The sequence below is a fragment of the Streptomyces sp. NPDC008125 genome (genome assembly GCF_042957125.1).
GTDB lineage: Bacteria > Actinomycetota > Actinomycetes > Streptomycetales > Streptomycetaceae > Streptomyces.
In genome coordinates, this window is the sequence record NZ_JBIBHR010000010.1 from 212625 (window position 1) to 231926 (window position 19302).

At 72.4% G+C, this 19302-nt stretch carries 16 protein-coding genes; 12 read left to right on the forward strand and 4 right to left on the reverse strand.

Features of this window, described 5'->3' with window-relative positions:
* Positions 1-29 precede the first annotated feature (29 nt).
* From sucB to ACFZAX_RS19150, 5 genes are all read left to right on the forward strand, one after another.
* The gene (sucB, locus tag ACFZAX_RS19130; protein WP_390962832.1) at positions 30-1820 is read left to right on the forward strand and encodes a 2-oxoglutarate dehydrogenase, E2 component, dihydrolipoamide succinyltransferase; all 1791 of its coding nucleotides are present in this window, start codon (positions 30-32) and stop codon (positions 1818-1820) included.
* Between the two features lie 172 nt (positions 1821-1992).
* Positions 1993-2616, forward strand: a complete 624-nt coding sequence (locus ACFZAX_RS19135; protein WP_390962834.1) for an FCD domain-containing protein — start codon at positions 1993-1995, stop codon at positions 2614-2616.
* A gap of 431 nt (positions 2617-3047) precedes the next feature.
* Positions 3048-5729, forward strand: a complete 2682-nt coding sequence (aceE, locus tag ACFZAX_RS19140) for a pyruvate dehydrogenase (acetyl-transferring), homodimeric type (RefSeq protein WP_390962836.1) — start codon at positions 3048-3050, stop codon at positions 5727-5729.
* Between the two features lie 131 nt (positions 5730-5860).
* Positions 5861-6853, forward strand: coding sequence for a WYL domain-containing protein (locus ACFZAX_RS19145; protein ID WP_390962838.1), 993 nt, complete (start codon positions 5861-5863; stop codon positions 6851-6853).
* A gap of 48 nt (positions 6854-6901) precedes the next feature.
* On the forward strand, positions 6902-7423 hold the full coding sequence (locus ACFZAX_RS19150; protein WP_390963032.1) for a DUF4240 domain-containing protein: 522 nt from the start codon (positions 6902-6904) through the stop codon (positions 7421-7423).
* 36 nt (positions 7424-7459) lie between these two features.
* Here the strand turns inward: ACFZAX_RS19150 and ACFZAX_RS19155 are convergent, their stop codons facing one another.
* Positions 7460-7999 (reverse strand): GNAT family N-acetyltransferase, encoded by a 540-nt coding sequence (locus tag ACFZAX_RS19155; protein ID WP_390962840.1) that lies wholly within the window; start codon positions 7997-7999, stop codon positions 7460-7462.
* A gap of 65 nt (positions 8000-8064) precedes the next feature.
* On the opposite strand from ACFZAX_RS19155, the gene ACFZAX_RS19160 reads away from it, so the two are divergent.
* Entirely contained in the window at positions 8065-8964 is a 900-nt protein-coding gene (locus ACFZAX_RS19160) for a TIGR01777 family oxidoreductase (protein WP_390962842.1), read from the forward strand.
* Between the two features lie 229 nt (positions 8965-9193).
* Entirely contained in the window at positions 9194-10540 is a 1347-nt protein-coding gene (locus ACFZAX_RS19165) for an FAD-dependent oxidoreductase (RefSeq protein ID WP_390962844.1), read from the forward strand.
* 44 nt (positions 10541-10584) lie between these two features.
* Here the strand turns inward: ACFZAX_RS19165 and ACFZAX_RS19170 are convergent, their stop codons facing one another.
* Positions 10585-12330, reverse strand: coding sequence for a regulator (locus tag ACFZAX_RS19170; protein ID WP_390962846.1), 1746 nt, complete (start codon positions 12328-12330; stop codon positions 10585-10587).
* Between the two features lie 291 nt (positions 12331-12621).
* On the opposite strand from ACFZAX_RS19170, the gene lipB reads away from it, so the two are divergent.
* From lipB to ACFZAX_RS19190, 4 genes are all read left to right on the forward strand, one after another.
* Positions 12622-13425 carry a lipoyl(octanoyl) transferase LipB gene (lipB, locus tag ACFZAX_RS19175; protein ID WP_390962848.1) on the forward strand — a complete coding sequence of 268 codons (804 nt, stop codon included), beginning with the start codon at positions 12622-12624 and terminating at the stop codon, positions 13423-13425.
* Between the two features lie 183 nt (positions 13426-13608).
* A complete protein-coding gene (gene lipA / locus ACFZAX_RS19180) occupies positions 13609-14589 on the forward strand; it encodes a lipoyl synthase (RefSeq protein ID WP_390962850.1) in 981 nt (326 codons plus the stop codon).
* 338 nt (positions 14590-14927) lie between these two features.
* Positions 14928-15137 (forward strand): hypothetical protein, encoded by a 210-nt coding sequence (locus tag ACFZAX_RS19185; protein ID WP_390962852.1) that lies wholly within the window; start codon positions 14928-14930, stop codon positions 15135-15137.
* 10 nt (positions 15138-15147) lie between these two features.
* The gene (locus tag ACFZAX_RS19190; RefSeq protein ID WP_327175343.1) at positions 15148-15855 is read left to right on the forward strand and encodes a DUF4191 domain-containing protein; all 708 of its coding nucleotides are present in this window, start codon (positions 15148-15150) and stop codon (positions 15853-15855) included.
* A gap of 339 nt (positions 15856-16194) precedes the next feature.
* Here the strand turns inward: ACFZAX_RS19190 and ACFZAX_RS19195 are convergent, their stop codons facing one another.
* Entirely contained in the window at positions 16195-16662 is a 468-nt protein-coding gene (locus ACFZAX_RS19195) for an RDD family protein (protein ID WP_390962854.1), read from the reverse strand.
* 220 nt (positions 16663-16882) lie between these two features.
* Between ACFZAX_RS19195 and glnA the strand changes: the two genes are divergently transcribed.
* Positions 16883-18292, forward strand: coding sequence for a type I glutamate--ammonia ligase (gene glnA, locus ACFZAX_RS19200; protein WP_390962856.1), 1410 nt, complete (start codon positions 16883-16885; stop codon positions 18290-18292).
* 114 nt (positions 18293-18406) lie between these two features.
* Here the strand turns inward: glnA and ACFZAX_RS19205 are convergent, their stop codons facing one another.
* Positions 18407-19210, reverse strand: coding sequence for a hypothetical protein (locus ACFZAX_RS19205; protein ID WP_390962858.1), 804 nt, complete (start codon positions 19208-19210; stop codon positions 18407-18409).
* Between the last annotated feature and the right edge of the window lie 92 nt (positions 19211-19302).

Below are 19302 nucleotides of genomic sequence, written 5' to 3' on the forward strand. Positions count from 1 at the left end.
TCCGCAATTCGTAAGGAGCAACCGAAACCATGTCGGTTTCCGTAACCCTTCCGGCGCTCGGCGAGAGCGTCACCGAGGGCACTGTCACCCGTTGGCTGAAGGCCGAGGGCGAGCGCGTCGAGGCTGACGAGCCGTTGCTCGAGGTCTCGACCGACAAGGTCGACACCGAGATCCCCTCCCCCGTCTCCGGTGTGCTGGCCTCCATCAAGGTCGCCGAGGACGAGACCGTCGAGGTCGGCGCCGAGCTGGCCGTCATCGACGACGGCTCGGGCGCCCCCGCGGCGGCTCCGGCCGAGGCTGCCGCTCCGGCCGAGGCTGCCGCTCCGGCCGCCGCGCCCGCCACCGAGGCCCCGATCGCCCCGTCGACCGAGACCGAGGCCCCCGCGCCGGCCCCGACCGCCGAGGCGACCGCCGGCGCGACCTCCGCCGAAGGCACCGACGTCACCCTGCCGGCGCTCGGTGAGAGCGTCACCGAGGGCACCGTCACCCGCTGGCTGAAGGAGGTCGGCGAGGAGGTCACGGAGGACGAGCCCCTGCTCGAGGTCTCCACGGACAAGGTCGACACCGAGATCCCCGCCCCGGTCTCCGGCGTGCTGCTGGAGATCGTCGTCGGTGAGGACGAGACCGCCGAGGTCGGCGCCAAGCTGGCCGTCATCGGCGCCAAGGGCGCTGCCCCGGCCGCCGCCCCGGCTCCGGCCGCCGCCCCGGCTCCGGCCGCTGCCCCGGCTCCGGCCGCTGCCCCCGCTCCGGCCCCGGCCGCCGCTGCTCCCGCCCCGGCTGCCCCGGCCCCGGCGGCGCCCGCCGCCCCGGCGCCCGTGGCCGCCGCTCCGGCTCCGGCTCCGGTCGCCGCCCCCGCCCCGGTCACCCCGGTCGCGACCTCCGGTGACGACGGCGCGTACGTCACACCGCTGGTCCGCAAGCTCGCTTCGGAGAACGGCGTCGACCTGGGCGCGGTGAAGGGCAGCGGCGTCGGTGGCCGTATCCGCAAGCAGGATGTCGTCGCCGCCGCGGAGGCCGCCAAGGCCGCCGCAGCCGCTCCGGCTCCGGCCCCCGCCGCCGCTCCGGCCGCCGCCAAGGCGCCGAAGCTGGAGGCGTCGCCGCTGCGCGGTCAGACCGTCAAGATGACCCGCATGCGCAAGGTCATCGGCGAGAACATGATGAAGGCGCTGCACTCGCAGGCCCAGCTGACCTCGGTCGTCGAGGTCGACATCACCAAGCTGATGAAGCTGCGCAACCAGGCGAAGGCCGCGTTCGCCGCCCGCGAGGGCGTCAAGCTGTCCCCGATGCCGTTCTTCGTGAAGGCGGCGGCCCAGGCGCTGAAGGCCCACCCGGTCATCAACGCCCGGATCAACGAGGACGAGGGCACCATCACGTACTTCGACTCGGAGAACATCGGCATCGCCGTGGACGCCGAGAAGGGTCTGATGACCCCGGTCATCAAGGGTGCGGGCGACCTGAACATCGCCGGTATCTCGAAGAAGACCGCCGAGCTGGCCGGCAAGGCCCGCGGTGGCGGCCTCACCCCGGACGACATGTCGGGTGCCACCTTCACCATCAGCAACACCGGTTCGCGCGGTGCGCTGTTCGACACCGTCATCGTGCCCCCGAACCAGGCCGCCATCCTGGGCATCGGTGCCACGGTGAAGCGCCCGGCCGTCATCGAGACCGCCGAGGGCACCGTCATCGGCATCCGTGACATGACGTACCTGTCGCTCTCCTACGACCACCGTCTGGTGGACGGCGCGGACGCCGCCCGTTACCTGACCGCGGTCAAGGCGATCCTGGAGGCCGGTGAGTTCGAGGTCGAGCTCGGCCTCTGAACGACCCGGCTGTAACGAGCCTCACCAGCGGCGCCCCCGTCCGGACCACCTCCCGGGCGGGGGCGCCGCCGTATTGTCTAGGGGGTATCCGGCGGTCACTGCCGGTCAACACCACGGGCCTCAGCGACCGTGGCCGGTCCCCGCGGCACCGGTTCGCCCGAAGGAGCACCTCATGACCCCGCCCGTCGTCCACTCGCTGCGCGAGCAGATCCGCGAGCACATCGTGGACGGGATAGTCAGCGGGCGCTGGAAGCCGGGCGAGCGCATCGTGGAGCGGCGGATCGCCACCGAGCTGGAGGTCAGCCAGACACCGGTGCGCGAGGCGCTGCGTGAGCTGGAGACGCTGCGGCTGATCGAGTCGGCGCCCAACAAGGGCGTCCGGGTCCGCAACCTCACGGCCGCCGACCTGGAGGAGAGCTACCCCGTGCGTGCGGGCCTGGAGCAGATCGCGGCGGAGCTTGCGGCCCCCGCCCTCGGGGGCGACTGCTCGGCCCTCCAGCCGCACGTGACGGCCCTCTACGAGGCCGACCGGGCGGCCGACGGGGAGGCGCAGGTGCGCCACACGGTGGGCTTCCACCGGGAACTGGTGCGGGCGGCCGGCAACGCGGTGCTGCTGCACACCTGGGAAGGGCTGGGCATCGAGGTGTTCACGGCCCTGTCGATCCGGTGGCTGGGCACGGTGCAGAAGTCGTACGCGGAGGAGCACGAGGCGCTCATCGACGCGTTCACGCGGCAGGACCCGCAGATCGGCCCGCTGGTCAAGGCGCACGTCCTGGGCTGCGCGCCGCGCGCGTGAGGATCCCTTGGCCGCGCGCGTGAGGATCCCCTGGCCGCGCGCGCGAGGTCCCCTTGTCCGCACGCCCAAGTCCCCTGCCCGCGCGCCCGGGAAACTGCCGCAGGGGTCGTCCGTACCGCTCACCCCGGTGTTCGACGGCCGGAGGCGTACTTGTTGTTTCTCACGCCCGCGTTGCCGTCAGGTTTCCCATCTGTCACCGCTGCCGCTCTTCCGAGCAATCGGTGGCCGTTTTACCCCGCTTTATCCCGTCACTCCGTGCCCCATTTGGCGGCACCCCATGCCATTTTCTTCATATCGAGAAGTTTTCCCTTTCAACCCTTTGATCGATCATCGATCAGGGATTTACAGTTCTCGGCGGGCCCACCGGCCCGTCGCCCTGTCCTGCCAGCCAGGGACTTCTCCACCCCCTCCCACTCCGGAAGGCGGCGATCATGACCGACCCCGTAGGAAAGCGTCCGAGCGAACTCGACCAGTTCCCGGACCGCGACCCCGAAGAGACCGCCGAATGGGCGGCCTCTCTGGACGCCGTGACCAAGGCCGCGGGGCCGCATCGCGCCGCGTACCTGATGAGGCGTTCGCTCGAACACGCCGAAGGCGCCGGTCTCGCGCTGCCCAAGCTGCTGGAGACCGACTACGTCAACTCCATCCCGACCGCGGCCGAGCCCGAGTTCGACGGCGACCTGGAGATGGAATCCCGCATCACCGCGTGGAACCGCTGGAACGCGGCGGCCATGGTGACCCGCGGGGCGAAGTACGGCGTCGGCGGTCACATCGCCACGTTCGCCTCGGCGGCCTGGCTGTACGAGACGGGCTTCAACCACTTCTTCCGCGGCAAGGAGGGGGACGGCTCCGGTGACCAGCTCTACATCCAGGGCCACGCCTCCCCCGGCATCTACGCCCGCGCCTTCCTCGACGGCCGGCTGAGCGAGCAGCAGCTCGACAACTTCCGTCAGGAGTCGGGCGGCGACGGCCTGCCGTCCTACCCGCACCCGCGGCGTCTGCCCTGGCTGTGGGAGTTCCCCACCGTGTCGATGGGCCTCGGCCCGCTGTCGGCGATCTACCAGGCACGCTTCAACCGCTACCTGGCCAACCGCAACATCAAGGACACGTCGAACTCGCACGTCTGGGCCTTCCTGGGCGACGGCGAGATGGACGAGCCCGAGTCGACGGCCGCCCTGGCGCTCGCCGCCCGTGAGGGTCTCGACAACCTGACCTTCGTCATCAACTGCAACCTGCAGCGTCTCGACGGCCCGGTCCGCGCCAACTTCCGCGTGGTCCAGGAGCTGGAAGGCGCCTTCCGCGGGGCCGGCTGGAACGTCGTCAAGACGCTCTGGGGCAACGCGTGGGACGAGCTGTTCCAGCTCGACACCACCGGTGCGCTGGTCCGCCGCCTCCGCGAGGTCCCGGACGCGCAGTTCCAGACGTACGCCACCCGTGACGTCGCGTACATCCGTGAGCACTTCTTCGGCGCCGAGCCCGCGCTCGTCGAGCTGGCGAAGCTGCTCACCGACGCGAAGATCGCCGAGTGTTTCTACACCTCGCGCGGCGGCCACGAGGCCCGCAAGGTCTACGCGGCGTACAAGGCGGCCCTGGAGCACAAGGGCGGCCCGACCGTGATCCTCGCCCAGACGGTGAAGGGCTTCACGCTCGGCAAGGGCTTCGAGTCCAAGAACGCCAACCACCAGATGAAGAAGCTGTCCCTGGACGAGTTCAAGGACATGCGCGAGCTGCTCGGCCTGCCGATCCCGGACAGCGCCTTCGAGAGCGGCGTGGTGCCCTACGGTCACCCCGGCGCCGACTCCCCCGAGGTCCGCTACCTCCAGGAGCGCCGCGCGGCCCTCGGTGGCCCCGCCCCCGCCCGCCGGGTGCACGCCGCGGCCCTGCCGCAGCCCGAGGAGCGCGCGTTCGCCGCGCTGAAGAAGGGCTCCGGCAAGCAGGAGATGGCCACCACCATGGCCTTCGTCCGCCTCGCCAAGGACCTGATGCGGGACAAGGAGACCGGCAAGCGCTGGGTTCCGATCGTCCCGGACGAGGCCCGTACCTTCGGCATGGAGTCGCTCTTCCCGTCGGCCGGCATCTACTCGCCGCTGGGCCAGACGTACGAGCCGGTCGACCGCGACCAGCTGATGTACTACAAGGAGGCCAAGGACGGCCAGATCCTCAACGAGGGGATCACCGAGGCCGGCTCCATGGCGGACTTCATCGCCGCGTCCACGTCGTACGCGACGCACGGCGAGACGATGATCCCGTTCTACATCTTCTACTCGATGTTCGGCTGGCAGCGGACCGGCGACCAGATGTGGCAGCTCGCCGACCAGCTCGGCAAGGGCTTCATCGTCGGCGCCACGGCCGGCCGTACGACCCTGACGGGTGAGGGCCTCCAGCACGCGGACGGCCACTCGCACCTGATCGCGGCCACGAACCCGGCGTCGCTCAACTACGACCCGGCCTTCGCGTACGAGATCGCGGTGATCGTCAAGGAGGGTCTGCGCCGGATGTACGGCGAGCCCGTCGAGGGCGAGGACTCCAACGTCTTCTACTACCTGACGGTCTACAACGAGCCGAAGCCGCAGCCCGCGATGCCGGAAGGCATCGAGGAGGGCATCGTCAAGGGCCTGTACCGCTTCAAGGAGGGCACGCCGGCCAAGGCCGACGCGCCGCGCCTGCAGCTGCTGGCCTCCGGTACCGCCATCCACTGGGCCCTGGAGGCCCAGGAGCTGCTGGCCGCCGACTGGGGCGTCACCGCCGACGTCTGGTCCGCCACCTCGTGGGGCGAGCTGCGCCGCGACGCGCTGGAGGCCGACGCCGCGCTGCTCCGGGGCGAGGAGCGGGTGCCGTACGTGACGCAGGCGCTCGCCGGTGCCCCCGGCCCGGTGCTCGCGGTCAGCGACTGGATGCGCCAGGTTCCGGACCAGATCAGCCAGTGGGTGGAGCAGGACTGGTCCTCGCTCGGTACGGACGGCTTCGGCCTCTCCGACACCCGTGACGCCGCCCGCCGCCACTTCGGTGTCGACGCGCAGTCGGTCGTCGTCGCGGCCCTGGCCCAGCTCGCCAGGCGCGGCGAGATCCCGGCCTCCGCGATCAAGGAGGCCCGGGAGCGCTACGGACTCTGATCCGCAGGCCCTGACACCCTTGCCCTGAACGCCCTGGCCCCTCCGGAACACCGGAGGGGCCAGGGCGTTTCCCGTGTGCCCGGCAGGGCCCGCCGGTCTCGCCGGTCCCGCGCGTCGACGAGAATGGAGCCATGCGCGCGGCCCGACTGATCACCATGGTGCTGCTCCTCCAGTCCCGTCCCGGGATGACCGCGGCCGAGCTGGCGGCGGAGCTGGAGGTGTCGGAGCGGACCGTCGCACGGGACGCCGCCGCCCTCTCCGAGGCGGGCGTCCCGGTGTACGCGGAGCGCGGCCGGACGGGTGGCTATCACCTGGTCGACGGCTACCGCACCCGCCTCACCGGCCTCGCCCGGGGCGAGGCCGAGGCGCTGTTCCTCTCGGGGCTGCCCACCGCCCTGCGCGATCTGGGTCTCCAGGACGCCGCGTCCGCCGCCCGCCTCAAAGTGGCCGCCGCCCTGGCACCCTCGCTGCGGGACGCCCCGGACACGGTGGCCCGGCGCTTCCATCTGGACGCCCCGGGCTGGTTCCAGGAGCCGGTCGCCCCGGCGCTGCTGCCCGTCGTGGCGGAGGCCGTCCGCGACGACCTCACGGTCCGGGCGCGCTACCTCCGGGACGGCGCCGAGGTGGACCGGGCCCTGCTGCCGTACGGCCTCGTACTGAAGGCGGGCGTCTGGTACCTCTGCGCCCGGGTCGGGCACCCGGCCGACGCCCCTTCCGCCCAGGGCGGGTTCCGGGTGTACCGGGTCGACCGGTTCGTCTCGGTCGAGGCGGACGGCGGCCGGTTCGAGCGCGACGCCGGTTTCGACCTGGCCGGGTTCTGGGCCGCCCGCTCCGCACGGTTCGCCCGCTCCCTGCTCCGTACCGAGGTGACCGTACGGATCTCCGGTGCGGGCGCGCGGCGCCTCCCGCACCTGGTGGACCGGACCGCGGCCGAGGAGGCGCTGGCCGCCGCCGGACCGCCGGACGGCGAGGGGCGGTGGACGGTCACCCTGCCGGTGGAGTCGCCGGAGGTGGCGTACGAGCAGTTGCTGGCGCTGGGCGCCGAGGCGGAGGTGCTCGCACCGGCCGCGCTGCGCGCCCGCTTCCGCGAGGCGGCGGCCCGGATGCACGGCCTCTACCGGTAGAAGGCTCCGCGTGCGGGGGCCGCCGCCTCGGCCGATGCTGGACCCGTGATGGACGAGACGGAGTTCTGGGAGCTCATCGACAGCACCCGCGAGGCCGCCGAGGGCGATCCCGAGGAGCACGCCGAGCTGCTCGTGGAACGGCTGGTGCGGCTGGACCCCGAGACCGTGCTCGACTTCGCCCGGCACTTCGAGGCCCGCTACCACCGCGCGTACCGCTGGGACCTGTGGGGCGCCGCCGCCCTCCTGCTCGGCGGCGCGAGCGACGACGCCTTCGACTACTTCCGGTGCTGGCTGATCGGCCAGGGCCGGGAGGTGTTCGAGGGCGCGCTCCAGGACCCGGACGATCTCGCCGAGCTCCTGGACGACTTCGACGAGGAGGTCGACGGGGACGGCGAGGAGCTGGGCTACGCGGCCGACGAGGCGTACGAGCAGCTCACCGGCGTCGTCTCGCCGGACCTGGGGCTTCCTCCGCAGGCCCGCGAACCGGCCGGGGTGCCGTTCTCCTTCGAGAACGACGACGTGCTGGCGGCGCGGCTGCCGGCGCTGTGGGAGCGGTTCGGCGAGGGCTGAGCGGCTCGCACGCCACTCAGGCGTCGCCACCGGCCCTCAGAGCGCGCGCCCCATCAGCACGTCGTCGACGTACCCGCCGTTCAGGAAGAACTCGCCCGGCAGCACGCCCTCCACGGCGAACCCCTCGGAGGCGTAGAGCGCGCGGGCCGGCGTGTTGTGGCCGAGGACGCGCAGGGTGATCCGGTTGGCGCCCTGGCGGCGCGCCTCGGTGAACGCGGCGCGCAGCAGCGCCCGCCCGATGCCCAGCCCGCGCGCCCGGTTGTCGACGGCGAGGCCCTGGATCTGCCGGACGTGCTGGTGGCAGGCGAGCGGGGTGGGCCCGACCAGGCGGAGGTATCCGGCCATGCGCGGGGCTCCCTGGGCGACGCGCCCGCCCTCCGGCCCGCTCTCGGGCACCGTCTCGGCCACGAGGATGTCGCGGGGCGGGTGGCGCTCGTCGAAGAACGGCGGGTACGGCGGCTGCGGGCGGGGCTGCACGGCGTGCAGGGTGGACCAGGTCTCCCGGTCGAGCACGGCGAGCGCGGGCTCGTCGGAGGGCAGCGCCGGACGTATGGCGTGAAGGCGGAGCGAGGACATGGGCGTCACTGTGCCATGCGTGTCCGGGCGGTCCACGGTCAGGATCCATGGGGCAGGATGAGCCCATGGAGCACTCCCGTATCGCCGTCACCGGATCGACCGGACTCATCGGAGCGGCGCTCGTGCGCTCGCTGCGGGCCGACGGGCACGAGGTCGCCCGCCTGGTGCGCCGGCCCGCGAAGGAGGGTGACGAGGTCCAGTGGGACCCGCACCGGGGATACGTCGACGCGGCGGGGCTGGTCGGCTGCGACGCGGTGGTCCACCTGGCGGGTGCGGGGGTCGGGGACCACCGGTGGACCGAGGCGTACAAGAAGGAGATCCGGGACAGCCGGGTGCTGGGCACGGCTGCGGTCGCGGAGGCCCTCGCCTCCCTGGACACCCCGCCGAAGGTCCTGGTCTCGGGTTCCGCGATCGGCTACTACGGCGACACCGGTGACCGGGCGGTCGACGAGAGCGCCCCGCCCGGCGAGGGGTTCCTGCCCTCGGTGTGCGAGGAGTGGGAGGCCGCCACGGCTCCCGCCGAGGAGGCCGGCGTCCGGACCGTGCACGCGCGCACCGGGCTGGTCGTCGCCTCGGGCGGAGGCGCCTGGGGGAAGCTCTTCCCGCTGTTCAAGGCCGGGCTGGGCGGGCGGCTCGGCAACGGCCGTCAGTACTGGAGCTTCATCGCGCTGCACGACCACGTCGCCGCCCTGCGCCATCTGCTCGACACGGACACCCTGTCCGGGCCGGTGAACCTCACCGCACCCGATCCGGTCACCAACGCGGAGGTGACGGCGGCGATGGGGCGGGTGCTGCACCGGCCCACCCTCTTCACGGCCCCCGCCCCGGCGCTCCGCCTCGCGCTGGGCGACTTCGCCGAGGACGTGCTGGGCAGTCAGCGGGTGGTCCCGCGCAAGCTGCTGGACTCGGGTTTCGCCTTCGCCTTCCCCGGCGTCGACAGCGCGATCCGCGCGGCCCTGGGCTGAGGCGCCCGCCGCCCGGGCACCCGCACGCGCGGCCGGTGGGCGGGGCCCGTGCCCAGGGCACATGCGCGAGGCCGGTGGGCGGGCCCGTGCGACCCCGTGCACCGGCACCTTCGGCCGGGCCACTGTCCAGGTATCGGCCATCCTCCTAGCCTCTTTGGCGAACTCGGGCATTCCGGGAGTCAGTCGGGGGCATGAGCCTCCCACCGCTCGCACGACTCGGGGAGGGCATGTGCGCAAGCCTGCACACCACGCGGACGTGGTCATCATCGGAGCCGGTACAGCCGGCCTGTCAGCCGCCCACCTTCTCGTACGGGCGGGGGTGAACGTCAGCGTCCTGGAGGCGACACCGCGCGTCGGCGGCAGGCTGGCCACGGACGAGGTGGACGGGTTCCGGCTCGACCGTCTCGGTCCGCTGCTCGGCAGCGTGCCGGAGGAGTTCGGGGACATACCGGGGCTGGCGCCCCTGGTGCTCCGCGAGTTCGATCCGGCGGTCGTGGTCCACAACGCCGGGCGCCGCTATCGCGCCGGTGGCGTACGAAGCACCAGGGGCGCGTTCAAACCCGTGCGCGCCCGTTCGAGCGCCCCGGTGGGCGGCGACCGTGCCGCCCCGGCCGGCCGCGGAGGGGCGGTCGGCGAGGCACTCGACCGCGCCCGGCTCGGAGCGTCGCTGGCGCGGCTGGCCAACACGTCCACGGCCCGCATCATGGCCAAGCCCGACCGGGCGGCGGAGGCGGCCCTCGCGGCGCGCGGGCTGCCGGCCCGTTCCGTCGACGGTTTCCTCCGGCCGCTGCTCGCCGCGCTGCTGAGCGATCCGGAGCTGCGGGCGTCGAGCCGGATCGCGGAACTGGTCCTGCGCGACTGGGCGCGCGGCCGGCTCCGCGTACCGGAGGGCGGTTCGGCGGCACTGCCGGAGCTGCTGGCGTCCACGCTGCCGCCGGACACCGTGCGCACGAACGTCCAGGTGACGGCGGCCGACACCACCTCGGTGCGCACCAAGGAGCACGGCGAGCTGAGCTGCCGTGCGCTGCTGGTGGCCACCGGCGCGGGGTCCGCCGCCGAGCTGCTGCCCGGTCTGCGGGTGCCCGGCTTCCACCCGGTGACGGTGGTCCACCACGCGGCCCCGGAGGCTCCCCGGACGGGCGCCTCGCTGGTGCTGGAGGCGGGCGGGGCGGGTCCGGTCGCGTACTCGGCGGTGATGAGCGAGATCGATCCCACCCGGGCGCCGCGGGACCGCGCGCTGATCACCTCCGCGGTGCTCGGCACCCCGCCGCCCGGTCTGGACCGCGCGGTGCGCGGTCATCTGGCGGCGCTGTACGGGACGCCCACGGACGACTGGGAGCTGCTGGCCACCCATCACACCGCCGAAGCGGTCCCGGTGATGGCGCCGCCGCACGATCCGAGCCGCCCGGTGCGGGTGCTCGCCGGTCTGTACGTGTGCGGCGACCACCGGGACACCAGCACCCTGCGGGGCGCCCTGCACTCGGGCCGCCGCGCGGCGGAGGCGATCCTGGCCGACCTCCGGGCGGGTTCCGGGTTCCTGCCGGAGCCGGGGACCACGCTGTCGGGGGCCGCCTGAGCACCTCCCCGGCTCTGCGGGGCCGGGGCGGCGGGCCGCCTCCGTCAGCCGAGGGCCGCGATCTGCTCGCGGTATCCGCGCACGGCCGCCGCGTCGCGGTAGGGCTCCAGCTTGCGCTCGAACTCGCGTACGTACTCCGTCGCCCGGACCGACCGCATCTCGCGTGCCTGCTGGGCCGCCTCGGCGCCCAGCAGACACGCCTGGTCGAGCTCGCCGAGCCCGAGCCGGGCCGAGGCGAGGACGACCCGGCAGAAAAGCCTGCTCCGGGCGTACGCGGGCGCGCGCAACTGGAGCGAGCGCTCCGCGTGCAGAGCGGCGGCGCGGTACTGCTGGAGGTCGCGGTGGCAGTGCGCGAGCTCGTCGGCGAACTGGGCCTCGTCGAAGTTCCGGGCCCAGTGCGGCGCCTCGTCGCCTGGGCGGGCGGCCTCCAGGGAGCGTTCCGCGCGCGCCAGCGATACGGCGCACGCCCGCGCGTCCCCGAGCACGCCGTGCCCGCGCGCCTCCACCGCGTGCAGCAGCGCCTGGACGGCCGGGGCCGCGGCGGAGCCCACCCCCTGCTGGGCCACCCGGGCGAGCTGGACGGCCTCGCGGCCGTGCCCGAGGTAGACGGCCTGCCGGCTCATCGTGATCAGCACGTAGCTGCCGTACGCCCGGTCCCCGGCGGCCTGGGCGAGGCGCAGGGCCTGGACGAAGTACCGCTGGGCCAGTCCGTGCGCGGCGATGTCGTACGAGGTCCAGCCCGCCAGCCGGGTCAGGTCGGCCGTCGCTGCGAAGAGCCGGCGACCGGTCGTCTCGGTGTAGTGGCCCCGGAGCATGGGCTCGGTCTCGTGCTCCAGGTACCGGATCAGGGCCTGGCGGGCGTGTCCGCCCCCGTAGGCGTGGTCGAGCGAGCGGAAGAGTTCGCCGACCGAGCGCAGGGCCGCCACGTCGCCGTTGCCCACGCGCTGGCCGGAGGCCCGCTCGGTCTGCCGCTGGCGGGGCACCGCCGGGCGCGGGGGGCCGGCGGCGGCCGTACCCGTGCTCCCGTCGGGGCCGGATACGTGGGTGCGACCGGGCCCGTGGCCCGGGGCGGGGCGCTGGACGCCGATCCGGGCGCCCCCGGCGGAGGTCCCGGGGCCCTGGGCTGCGGGGGTCACGGGCGAGCCGGGCGCAGGGGGCCCGGGGTTTCCGGCGCCGCCCGGTCCGGGCAGGGTGCCCGTCCGGGTGCCTGCCCTCGTGTCCCGGAGCGGGCCGGTGGCGGGGGCGGAACCGGCTCGTCCCGGCCGGGCGCTCTCGCCGTGGGACCCCGCGTCTTCGAAGGCTCCGGTGGCCGGGGCCGGGAGGCCGCCCCGGGAGACGGACTCGTCGGCCTGGCCGATCAGCCAGTCCCGGCTGGGTACCACGAGTCCGGCCGGGGTGAAGGCGATCTTGCGGAGGTCCGCCTGGTTGCCCGAGTCCTTGCGCCAGAGTCCGCTGACGATGTCGACGGCCTCGGCCGGGGTCGAGGCGAACTCCAGGCCGGCGTAGACGGGCGCGCAGGCGTCCAGGCCGAGGTCCTGGGCGGTGAGCCGGCGGCCGAGGCGCCGGGTGAAGACCTCGGCGATCAGGGCGGGGGTGGTTCCGCGTGGTTGCTGGCCGCGCAGCCAGCGGGTCACCGAGGTCTTGTCGTACCGCAGGTCGAGGCCGTGCTCCAGCCCCAGTTGGTCCACCCGTCGGGCCAGGCCCGCGTGGGAGAAGCCAGCCTCCGCGATGAGTGCGGCGAGTCTGCGGTTCGGGGGGTGCGGGGTGCGCTGCGGGGGTCGTTCCGACATCTGCGGTGCGGTCTCCTGCCTTGCCTGGGCCGGGCGTGGCAGCCCTTGGGGAACGGCGCGAATTTAGCGGCCCAGGGAGCGGCCCCGGCGGCGTTCGCTCCACGTTCATCCGATCGTGTGAGGAGTACCGATCACGCTGACGAAATGACCTGCCCGACGGTCCGGTCCTGGACGGTCGTACAGTGATTCGGGCGCGATCAGTGTGCACGGTGACCGCGCTCCGTGCACGGTGACGACGGGCGGGAGGCATCCCTCCGGGCTCCCCGTCACCACGAGTAGGGAGGCATCGCCGTGAGCGAGCTGCGATTTGTCCGGCTGGGTTTCGGCCCGGAGGCCGTCGAGTACACGGAGGCCTGGCAGGAGCAGCGCGAGCTGCACGCCGCGCGGTTCGAGGACACCGTCCCCGACACCTGCCTCCTGCTGGAGCACCGGTCCGTCTACACGGCGGGGCGGCGCACCACCGACAGCGAGCGGCCCCTGGACGGCACCCCGGTCATCGACGTGGACCGCGGCGGCAAGATCACCTGGCACGGTCCGGGCCAGCTCGTCGGCTACCCGATCCAGAAGTTGCCGCGCCCCGTCGACGTCGTGGCGCACGTGCGCCGACTGGAGGAGGCGCTGATCCGCACCGCCGCCGAGTTCGGCGTGGAGACCAGCCGGGTCGAGGGCCGCAGCGGGGTCTGGGTGCTGGGCGACCCGGTCGAGCAGCGGCCGTCGCTCGGCGGCCTGTCGCTGGACTTCGACCCCCGGCTGACCGACGAGGAGTTCGACCCGCGGCTCAACGGCCCCGAGTACGCGCCCTCCAACGCCGGACAGCGCCGCGAGGACCGCAAGCTGGCCGCCATCGGCATCCGGGTCGCCAAGGGCGTCACGATGCACGGCTTCGCGCTGAACGTGAACCCCGACAACACCTCCTTCGACCGCATCGTGCCGTGCGGCATCCGCGACGCGGGGGTGACCTCGCTCGCGTACGAGCTGGGGCGCGACCTCACGATCGCGGAGGTCCTCCCGGTCGTCGAGAAGCACCTGCGCGACGTCCTGGAGAACGCGGAGCTCGCGCCTCGCGAGGTGGCGGCCGCTCCCGCGACCGCCTGACCGGCGCGGTCCGGGGGCTGCCGTACGGGCTCCCGGGGACGTGAGCCGCCCGCGCGGTTCGGCCGTACGGGGAATAGCCCCCGTCGGCCACAGGTTGGCCGGACGTAAGGCCGTGCGAATGACGGGCGTACCCTGGTGTTCGCCGAAGATTCCAATGCAGTGAAAGCAAAGGGGAGTGCCGGAGTGTCCGCTGTCGCACCCGACGGGCGCAAGATGCTGCGCCTGGAGGTCCGGAACAGCCAGACCCCCATCGAGCGCAAGCCCGAGTGGATCAAAACCCGGGCGAAGATGGGCCCCGAGTACAACCAGTTGCAGAAGCTCGTGAAGAGCGAGGGGCTGCACACGGTCTGCCAGGAGGCGGGCTGTCCCAACATCTTCGAATGCTGGGAGGACCGCGAGGCGACCTTCCTCATCGGCGGTGACCAGTGCACCCGGCGCTGCGACTTCTGCCAGATCGACACGGGCAAGCCGCAGGCGCTGGACCGTGACGAGCCCCGCAGGGTCGGCGAGTCCGTCGTCACGATGGACCTGAACTACGCCACCATCACCGGCGTCGCCCGCGACGACCTGGAGGACGGCGGTGCGTGGCTGTACGCGGAGACCGTCCGCCAGATCCACGCGCTGACGGACGGCCGCGAGGCGGGCCGAACCAAGGTCGAGCTGCTGATCCCCGACTTCAACGCCGAGCCCGCGCAGCTGGCCGAGGTCTTCTCCTCGCGTCCCGAGGTGCTGGCGCACAACGTCGAGACGGTCCCCCGGATCTTCAAGCGCATCCGCCCGGGCTTCCGGTACGAGCGTTCGCTCGAAGTCATCACGCGGGCCCGCGAGGCCGGTCTGGTGACCAAGTCGAACCTGATCCTCGGCATGGGCGAGACCCGTGAGGAGGTCAGCGAGGCGCTCCAGGACCTGCACGACGCCGGGTGCGAGCTGATCACGATCACGCAGTACCTGCGCCCGTCCGTCCGGCACCACCCCGTCGAGCGCTGGGTGAAGCCGCAGGAGTTCGTGGAGCTGAAGGACGAGGCCGACGCGATCGGGTACTCCGGTGTGATGTCGGGTCCGCTGGTCCGCTCCTCGTACCGCGCCGGACGCCTCTTCCAGCAGGCGATGGCGGCCCGCGACGCGGCCGACGCCCACACGGTCGCGCACACCGCGTCCGTGTGAATCCGAGCACAGGCATGACCGGGCGGTAACCGCCCGTACGCGGCGGCCCGTACGCTCCCCGCAGGTGGGGGACGCGTATGGGCCGCCCCGGCGTGCGCACGGCCCGTATCAAGGTTTCATTGGTGTTTGACCGACCGGTCATGCCCTGGTAACACCGGGATGTGACCCTGGTCCCAGAGCAGTGACCCCGGGTCCCGGAGCCAGTGGTCCCGGCCCCGGAGCAGTTCCGGATCAGCGACCCCGGGTTCCACGGGCCCCAGTGGCCGAACCCGCTGTCGCGCCCGTTTCCCGCACCCCGTTCCGCGCCGCGCGCGGACCGCCCCGAGAGGGAACACACGATGCAGGCCGCGCCGGTACGTGCCCACACCCTTCCGACCGTGACCCACGCTCTCCGCGCCGTGGAGTCGCTGCTGCTGAGCGGCGGCCAGCGCACCGCCCGCCGCAACGCCTGGACCGCGGTCCTGGAGGACCGCCGCCGTGCCAAGGACCGGGTCGAGGCCCAGCACGTACTGGAGGCCGTTGCGGAGCACCGTTCCTCGGCCACGTAAACTTCTGTACATGGCGAGGAAGGCAAACACTGAAGGCGCGGACAGCGCCGAGAACGCGGGGCGGCTCAAGCAGATCGCCCTGACCTACAAGATGACCCGGCGGTCGGACCCGAAGATCGGCCTCGTGCTCGCGGGGCTGGGAATCGTCGTCTTCGGCGTGATCCTCGCGATCGGCTTCGCGATCGGTCACCCGCTCTACCTGGGCATCCTGGGCTTCGTCCTGGCCGTCCTCGCGATGATGATCGTCTTCGGACGGCGCGCGGAGGCCGCGGCCTTCGGTCAGATGGAGGGCCAGCCCGGTGCCGCGGCAGCGGTGCTGGACCGGATCGGGCGTGGCTGGACCACCACTCCGGCGGTCGCGATGAACCGCAGCCAGGACGTCGTCCACCGCGCGGTCGGCAAGGCCGGCATCGTGCTGGTGGCCGAGGGCAACCCGAACCGGGTGAAGAGCCTGCTGGCCGCCGAGAAGAAGCGGATGGCACGCATCGTCGTCGACGTCCCCGTGCACGACATCATCGTGGGCGACGGCGAGGGCCAGGTGCCGCTGAAGAAGGTGCGCACCAAGATGCTGAAGTACCCGCGCATCCTCAGCGGTCCGCAGGTCACGGCGGCCAACGACCGCCTGCGGGCGATGGGCGACCTGATGAGCAACATGCCCCTGCCGAAGGGTCCCATGCCCAAGGGCATGCGGATGCCGCGCGGCGGAAAGATGCGCTGACCAGCACCTCGCAGCACTCTCGGTTCCACTTTTCTCGCCGCGCGGGCGCGGCACACCGGATCGCACGGTCCGCGCCCAGACGTCACACCTCACATCAAGGGGCGGCCCCGACCCGACCGGTCGGGGCCGCCCCTCTTCGCATGGCAGGTGGTGCGGGCACGGGCCCGCGGGGCCGGTCACACCCCCGCACACCTCCGGCGTCCACATGGTGAACGGGCCGGGTCAGCGTACGGATGTGGTTGTCCGGATGGCGGAACGCTCCCGGTCCTTCTTCCGGGGCCGGCGGGAGCAGCCCGGGCCCCGGGGTGCCAAGGGTTACGCCGGGGGCTCCCAGGGAGGTCAGAAGCGGACCTGGACGGACCGGGAGAGCCGGTCGTGCAGTCCGCGCCCGTCGCGGTCCCAGATGAGAGCCGGGATCACCAGGACCAGCAGCAGGCTCCGCACGAGGACGCGCACCAGACCGGACCGGCCGCCGTCCTGGGAGACGACCCGCAGGCGCAGCAGGCGCTTGCCGGGAGTGAATCCGAGCGTGCCGACGGTGAGGAGGCTCATGACCAGGAAAACGAGCAACGCCCAGTTACCGGCGGCCTGTTGGTCACCGGGAGCGATGAGCCCGTATGCGATGACCAGGCACAGCGCCCAGTCGATGAAGATCGCTCCGAAGCGGCGGCCGAGCGGGGCCACGGACCCCGGGCCCCGCTCGGGCAGGCCGAGGCGCTTGCCCCGGTAGCCGAAGTCGACGCCCATCTCCTCGGCGGCGGCCTGGGGGCCGGAGAGCCACGATCCGATTGCTTGCCTGTTGTCCACCCGACCACGGTACTGCGAGCGGGTTTGTTCCCTGCCGCCCGGGGCACGGGATGAGGCGTTGGGGTGTCCCCCACCGCGCGCCCGGTTAACTTGGGCGAAACAAATGGGTCATGCTTGGGAAATCCCGTCTGCCTAAGGTCGCCCTCAACGTGCGCCACCGCACTGGCGACACACACGAGCTACAACCCCGTCCCTCCGGGCCGGGAGTAGGAGGAGTTGGATGTTCCAGAACGCCGACGAAGTGCAGAAGTACGTCGCGGACAACGACGTGAAGTTCATCGACGTCCGCTTCTGCGACCTGCCCGGTGTGATGCAGCACTTCACCATCCCGGCAGCGAGCTTCGACCCGGCCGAGGAACTCGCCTTCGACGGTTCGTCGATCCGCGGCTTCCAGGCCATCCACGAGTCCGACATGGCGCTCCGCGCCGACCTGTCGACCGCCCGGGTGGACCCCTTCCGCCGCGACAAGACGGTCAACATCAACTTCTTCATCCACGACCCGATCACCGGCGAGCAGTACAGCCGTGACCCGCGGAACGTGGCCAAGAAGGCCGAGGCGTACCTCGCCTCCACCGGCTTCGCCGACACCGCCTACTTCGGTCCCGAGGCCGAGTTCTACGTCTTCGACAACGTCCGCTTCCAGACGTCGGCGAACGAGAGCTTCTACCACATCGACTCCGAGGCCGGCGCCTGGAACACCGGTGCGGTCGAGAACAACCGCGGGTACAAGGTCCGTTACAAGGGCGGCTACTTCCCGACCCCGCCGGTCGACCACTTCGCCGACCTGCGTGCCGAGATCTCCCTGGAGCTGGACAAGAACGGCCTCCAGGTCGAGCGCCAGCACCACGAGGTCGGCACCGCCGGCCAGGCCGAGATCAACTACAAGTTCAACACGCTGCTCGCCGCGGCCGACGACCTGATGCTCTTCAAGTACATCGTGAAGAACGTCGCCTGGCGCAACGGCAAGACCGCGACCTTCATGCCGAAGCCGATCTTCGGCGACAACGGCTCGGGCATGCACGTGCACCAGTCGCTGTGGCAGGGCGGCACGCCGCTCTTCTACGACGAGCAGGGTTACGCCGGCCTGTCGGACATGGCCCGCTACTACATCGGCGGCATCCTCAAGCACGCTCCGTCGCTGCTGGCCTTCACCAACCCGACGGTGAACTCGTACCACCGCCTGGTCCCCGGCTTCGAGGCCCCGGTCAACATGGTGTACTCGCAGCGCAACCGCTCCGCCGCGATGCGCATCCCGATCACCGGCTCGAACCCGAAGGCCAAGCGCGTCGAGTTCCGCGCCCCGGACCCGTCCTCGAACCCGTACCTCGCGTTCGCGGCGCTCCTGATGGCCGGCCTCGACGGCGTCAAGAACAAGATCGAGCCGGCCGAGCCGATCGACAAGGACCTGTACGAGCTGGCTCCGGAGGAGCACGCCAACGTCCAGCAGGTCCCGACCTCGCTCCCGGCCGTCCTCGAGGCGCTGGAGCAGGACAACGAGTACCTCCAGGCCGGCGGTGTCTTCACCACCGACCTGATCGAGACGTGGATCGACTACAAGCGCACCCACGAGATCGCCCCGATCCAGCTGCGGCCGCACCCGCACGAGTTCGAGCTGTACTTCGACCTCTAAGGAGCGGCTCCCGGTCTCCCCGGGGCGGATTCCGATCGAAACGGAGCGTCGTCTCCACCCCTCGGCGGGTGGAGGCGGCGCTCCTTTCTGCGTCCGTCCGTCCGGACGTCACCGTCAGCCCAGCTCGATGACCGGCCGGACGGAGAAGTCCTCGTACTGGTCCTCGCCGTCGGGCGAGTGCAGGAACTCCGCGACCTGGGGGTTGTGGTTGGCGGTGGCCAGGGGCAGCCGGCCCAGGAAGGTGCCGTAGCCGCCGCAGACGGCCTCGCCGCCGTCACCGCCGTGGACGTGGCCGGGGTCGCCGGTCATCTCCGCCTCGTACACGTCGTGGCCGATGGACAGGCCGAAGGCGTTGGGCAGGCGGTGCGGGCCGAGCCCCTCTCCGTACGGCGAGCAGTGGGAGGGGTACGTGTCGCCCCAGCGGAACAGGTTCTCGGCGCCGGCGCCGCAGGCGTGCTCCCACTCGTCGGGGGTGGGCGGGCGCAGGCCCCGGGTGGCGAGCAGGCCGGGGACCTCGGACGGCACGTCGGACAGTGACTCGGCCTCCACCGCCATGAGGACGGTGGGGAGGGTGACCGTGCGACGGGGTGTCAGGACCTCGGCCAGGTGGGCGGAGAGGCCGGCGTCGAAGCCGAAGCCGCCCGCGACGGTCTCCTCGCGGTAGGAGCGGAGCTGTTCGGCGGTCGGAATCCACGCCGCCACGTCGAATCCGATCCGCACCTCGCCGCCGGGTATAAGGGCGAACCGCTGCCCGTCCCGTTCGATCACCGCGCGGTGCGGGACCGGGCCCCGCGCCGGGTCGCTCTCCCACTCGGCCAGGGTGCCGCCCGCCTGGCGGGCGGCCTCCTCGGCGCGGTGGTGCGCGGTGGCCCCGTCCAGGGCACACCAGTCGTCGAAGGTCAGGGTGGCGAGTGACATGCCATGCCTGGAGTCTGTCAGCCACCGCCGACAACCGGTCGGCGGCCGGACAGCCGTGCCCCGCACCCCCGGAGAGCAGGGGATGCGGGGCA

Excerpts from the sequence above, each read along its gene's own strand:
- ACFZAX_RS19150 (WP_390963032.1), top strand. The coding sequence starts at position 6,902 with ATGGACGAGACGGAGTTCTGGGAGCTCATCGACAGCACCCGCGAGGCC.
- ACFZAX_RS19190 (WP_327175343.1), top strand. The coding sequence starts at position 15,148 with ATGGCGAGGAAGGCAAACACTGAAGGCGCGGACAGCGCCGAGAACGCG.
- glnA (WP_390962856.1), top strand. The coding sequence starts at position 16,883 with ATGTTCCAGAACGCCGACGAAGTGCAGAAGTACGTCGCGGACAACGAC.
- ACFZAX_RS19205 (WP_390962858.1), bottom strand. The coding sequence starts at position 19,210 with ATGTCACTCGCCACCCTGACCTTCGACGACTGGTGTGCCCTGGACGGG.
- ACFZAX_RS19160 (WP_390962842.1), top strand. The coding sequence starts at position 8,065 with ATGGAGCACTCCCGTATCGCCGTCACCGGATCGACCGGACTCATCGGA.
- aceE (WP_390962836.1), top strand. The coding sequence starts at position 3,048 with ATGACCGACCCCGTAGGAAAGCGTCCGAGCGAACTCGACCAGTTCCCG.
- ACFZAX_RS19185 (WP_390962852.1), top strand. The coding sequence starts at position 14,928 with ATGCAGGCCGCGCCGGTACGTGCCCACACCCTTCCGACCGTGACCCAC.
- ACFZAX_RS19170 (WP_390962846.1), bottom strand. The coding sequence starts at position 12,330 with ATGTCGGAACGACCCCCGCAGCGCACCCCGCACCCCCCGAACCGCAGA.
- ACFZAX_RS19145 (WP_390962838.1), top strand. The coding sequence starts at position 5,861 with ATGCGCGCGGCCCGACTGATCACCATGGTGCTGCTCCTCCAGTCCCGT.
- ACFZAX_RS19135 (WP_390962834.1), top strand. The coding sequence starts at position 1,993 with ATGACCCCGCCCGTCGTCCACTCGCTGCGCGAGCAGATCCGCGAGCAC.
- sucB (WP_390962832.1), top strand. The coding sequence starts at position 30 with ATGTCGGTTTCCGTAACCCTTCCGGCGCTCGGCGAGAGCGTCACCGAG.
- ACFZAX_RS19155 (WP_390962840.1), bottom strand. The coding sequence starts at position 7,999 with ATGTCCTCGCTCCGCCTTCACGCCATACGTCCGGCGCTGCCCTCCGAC.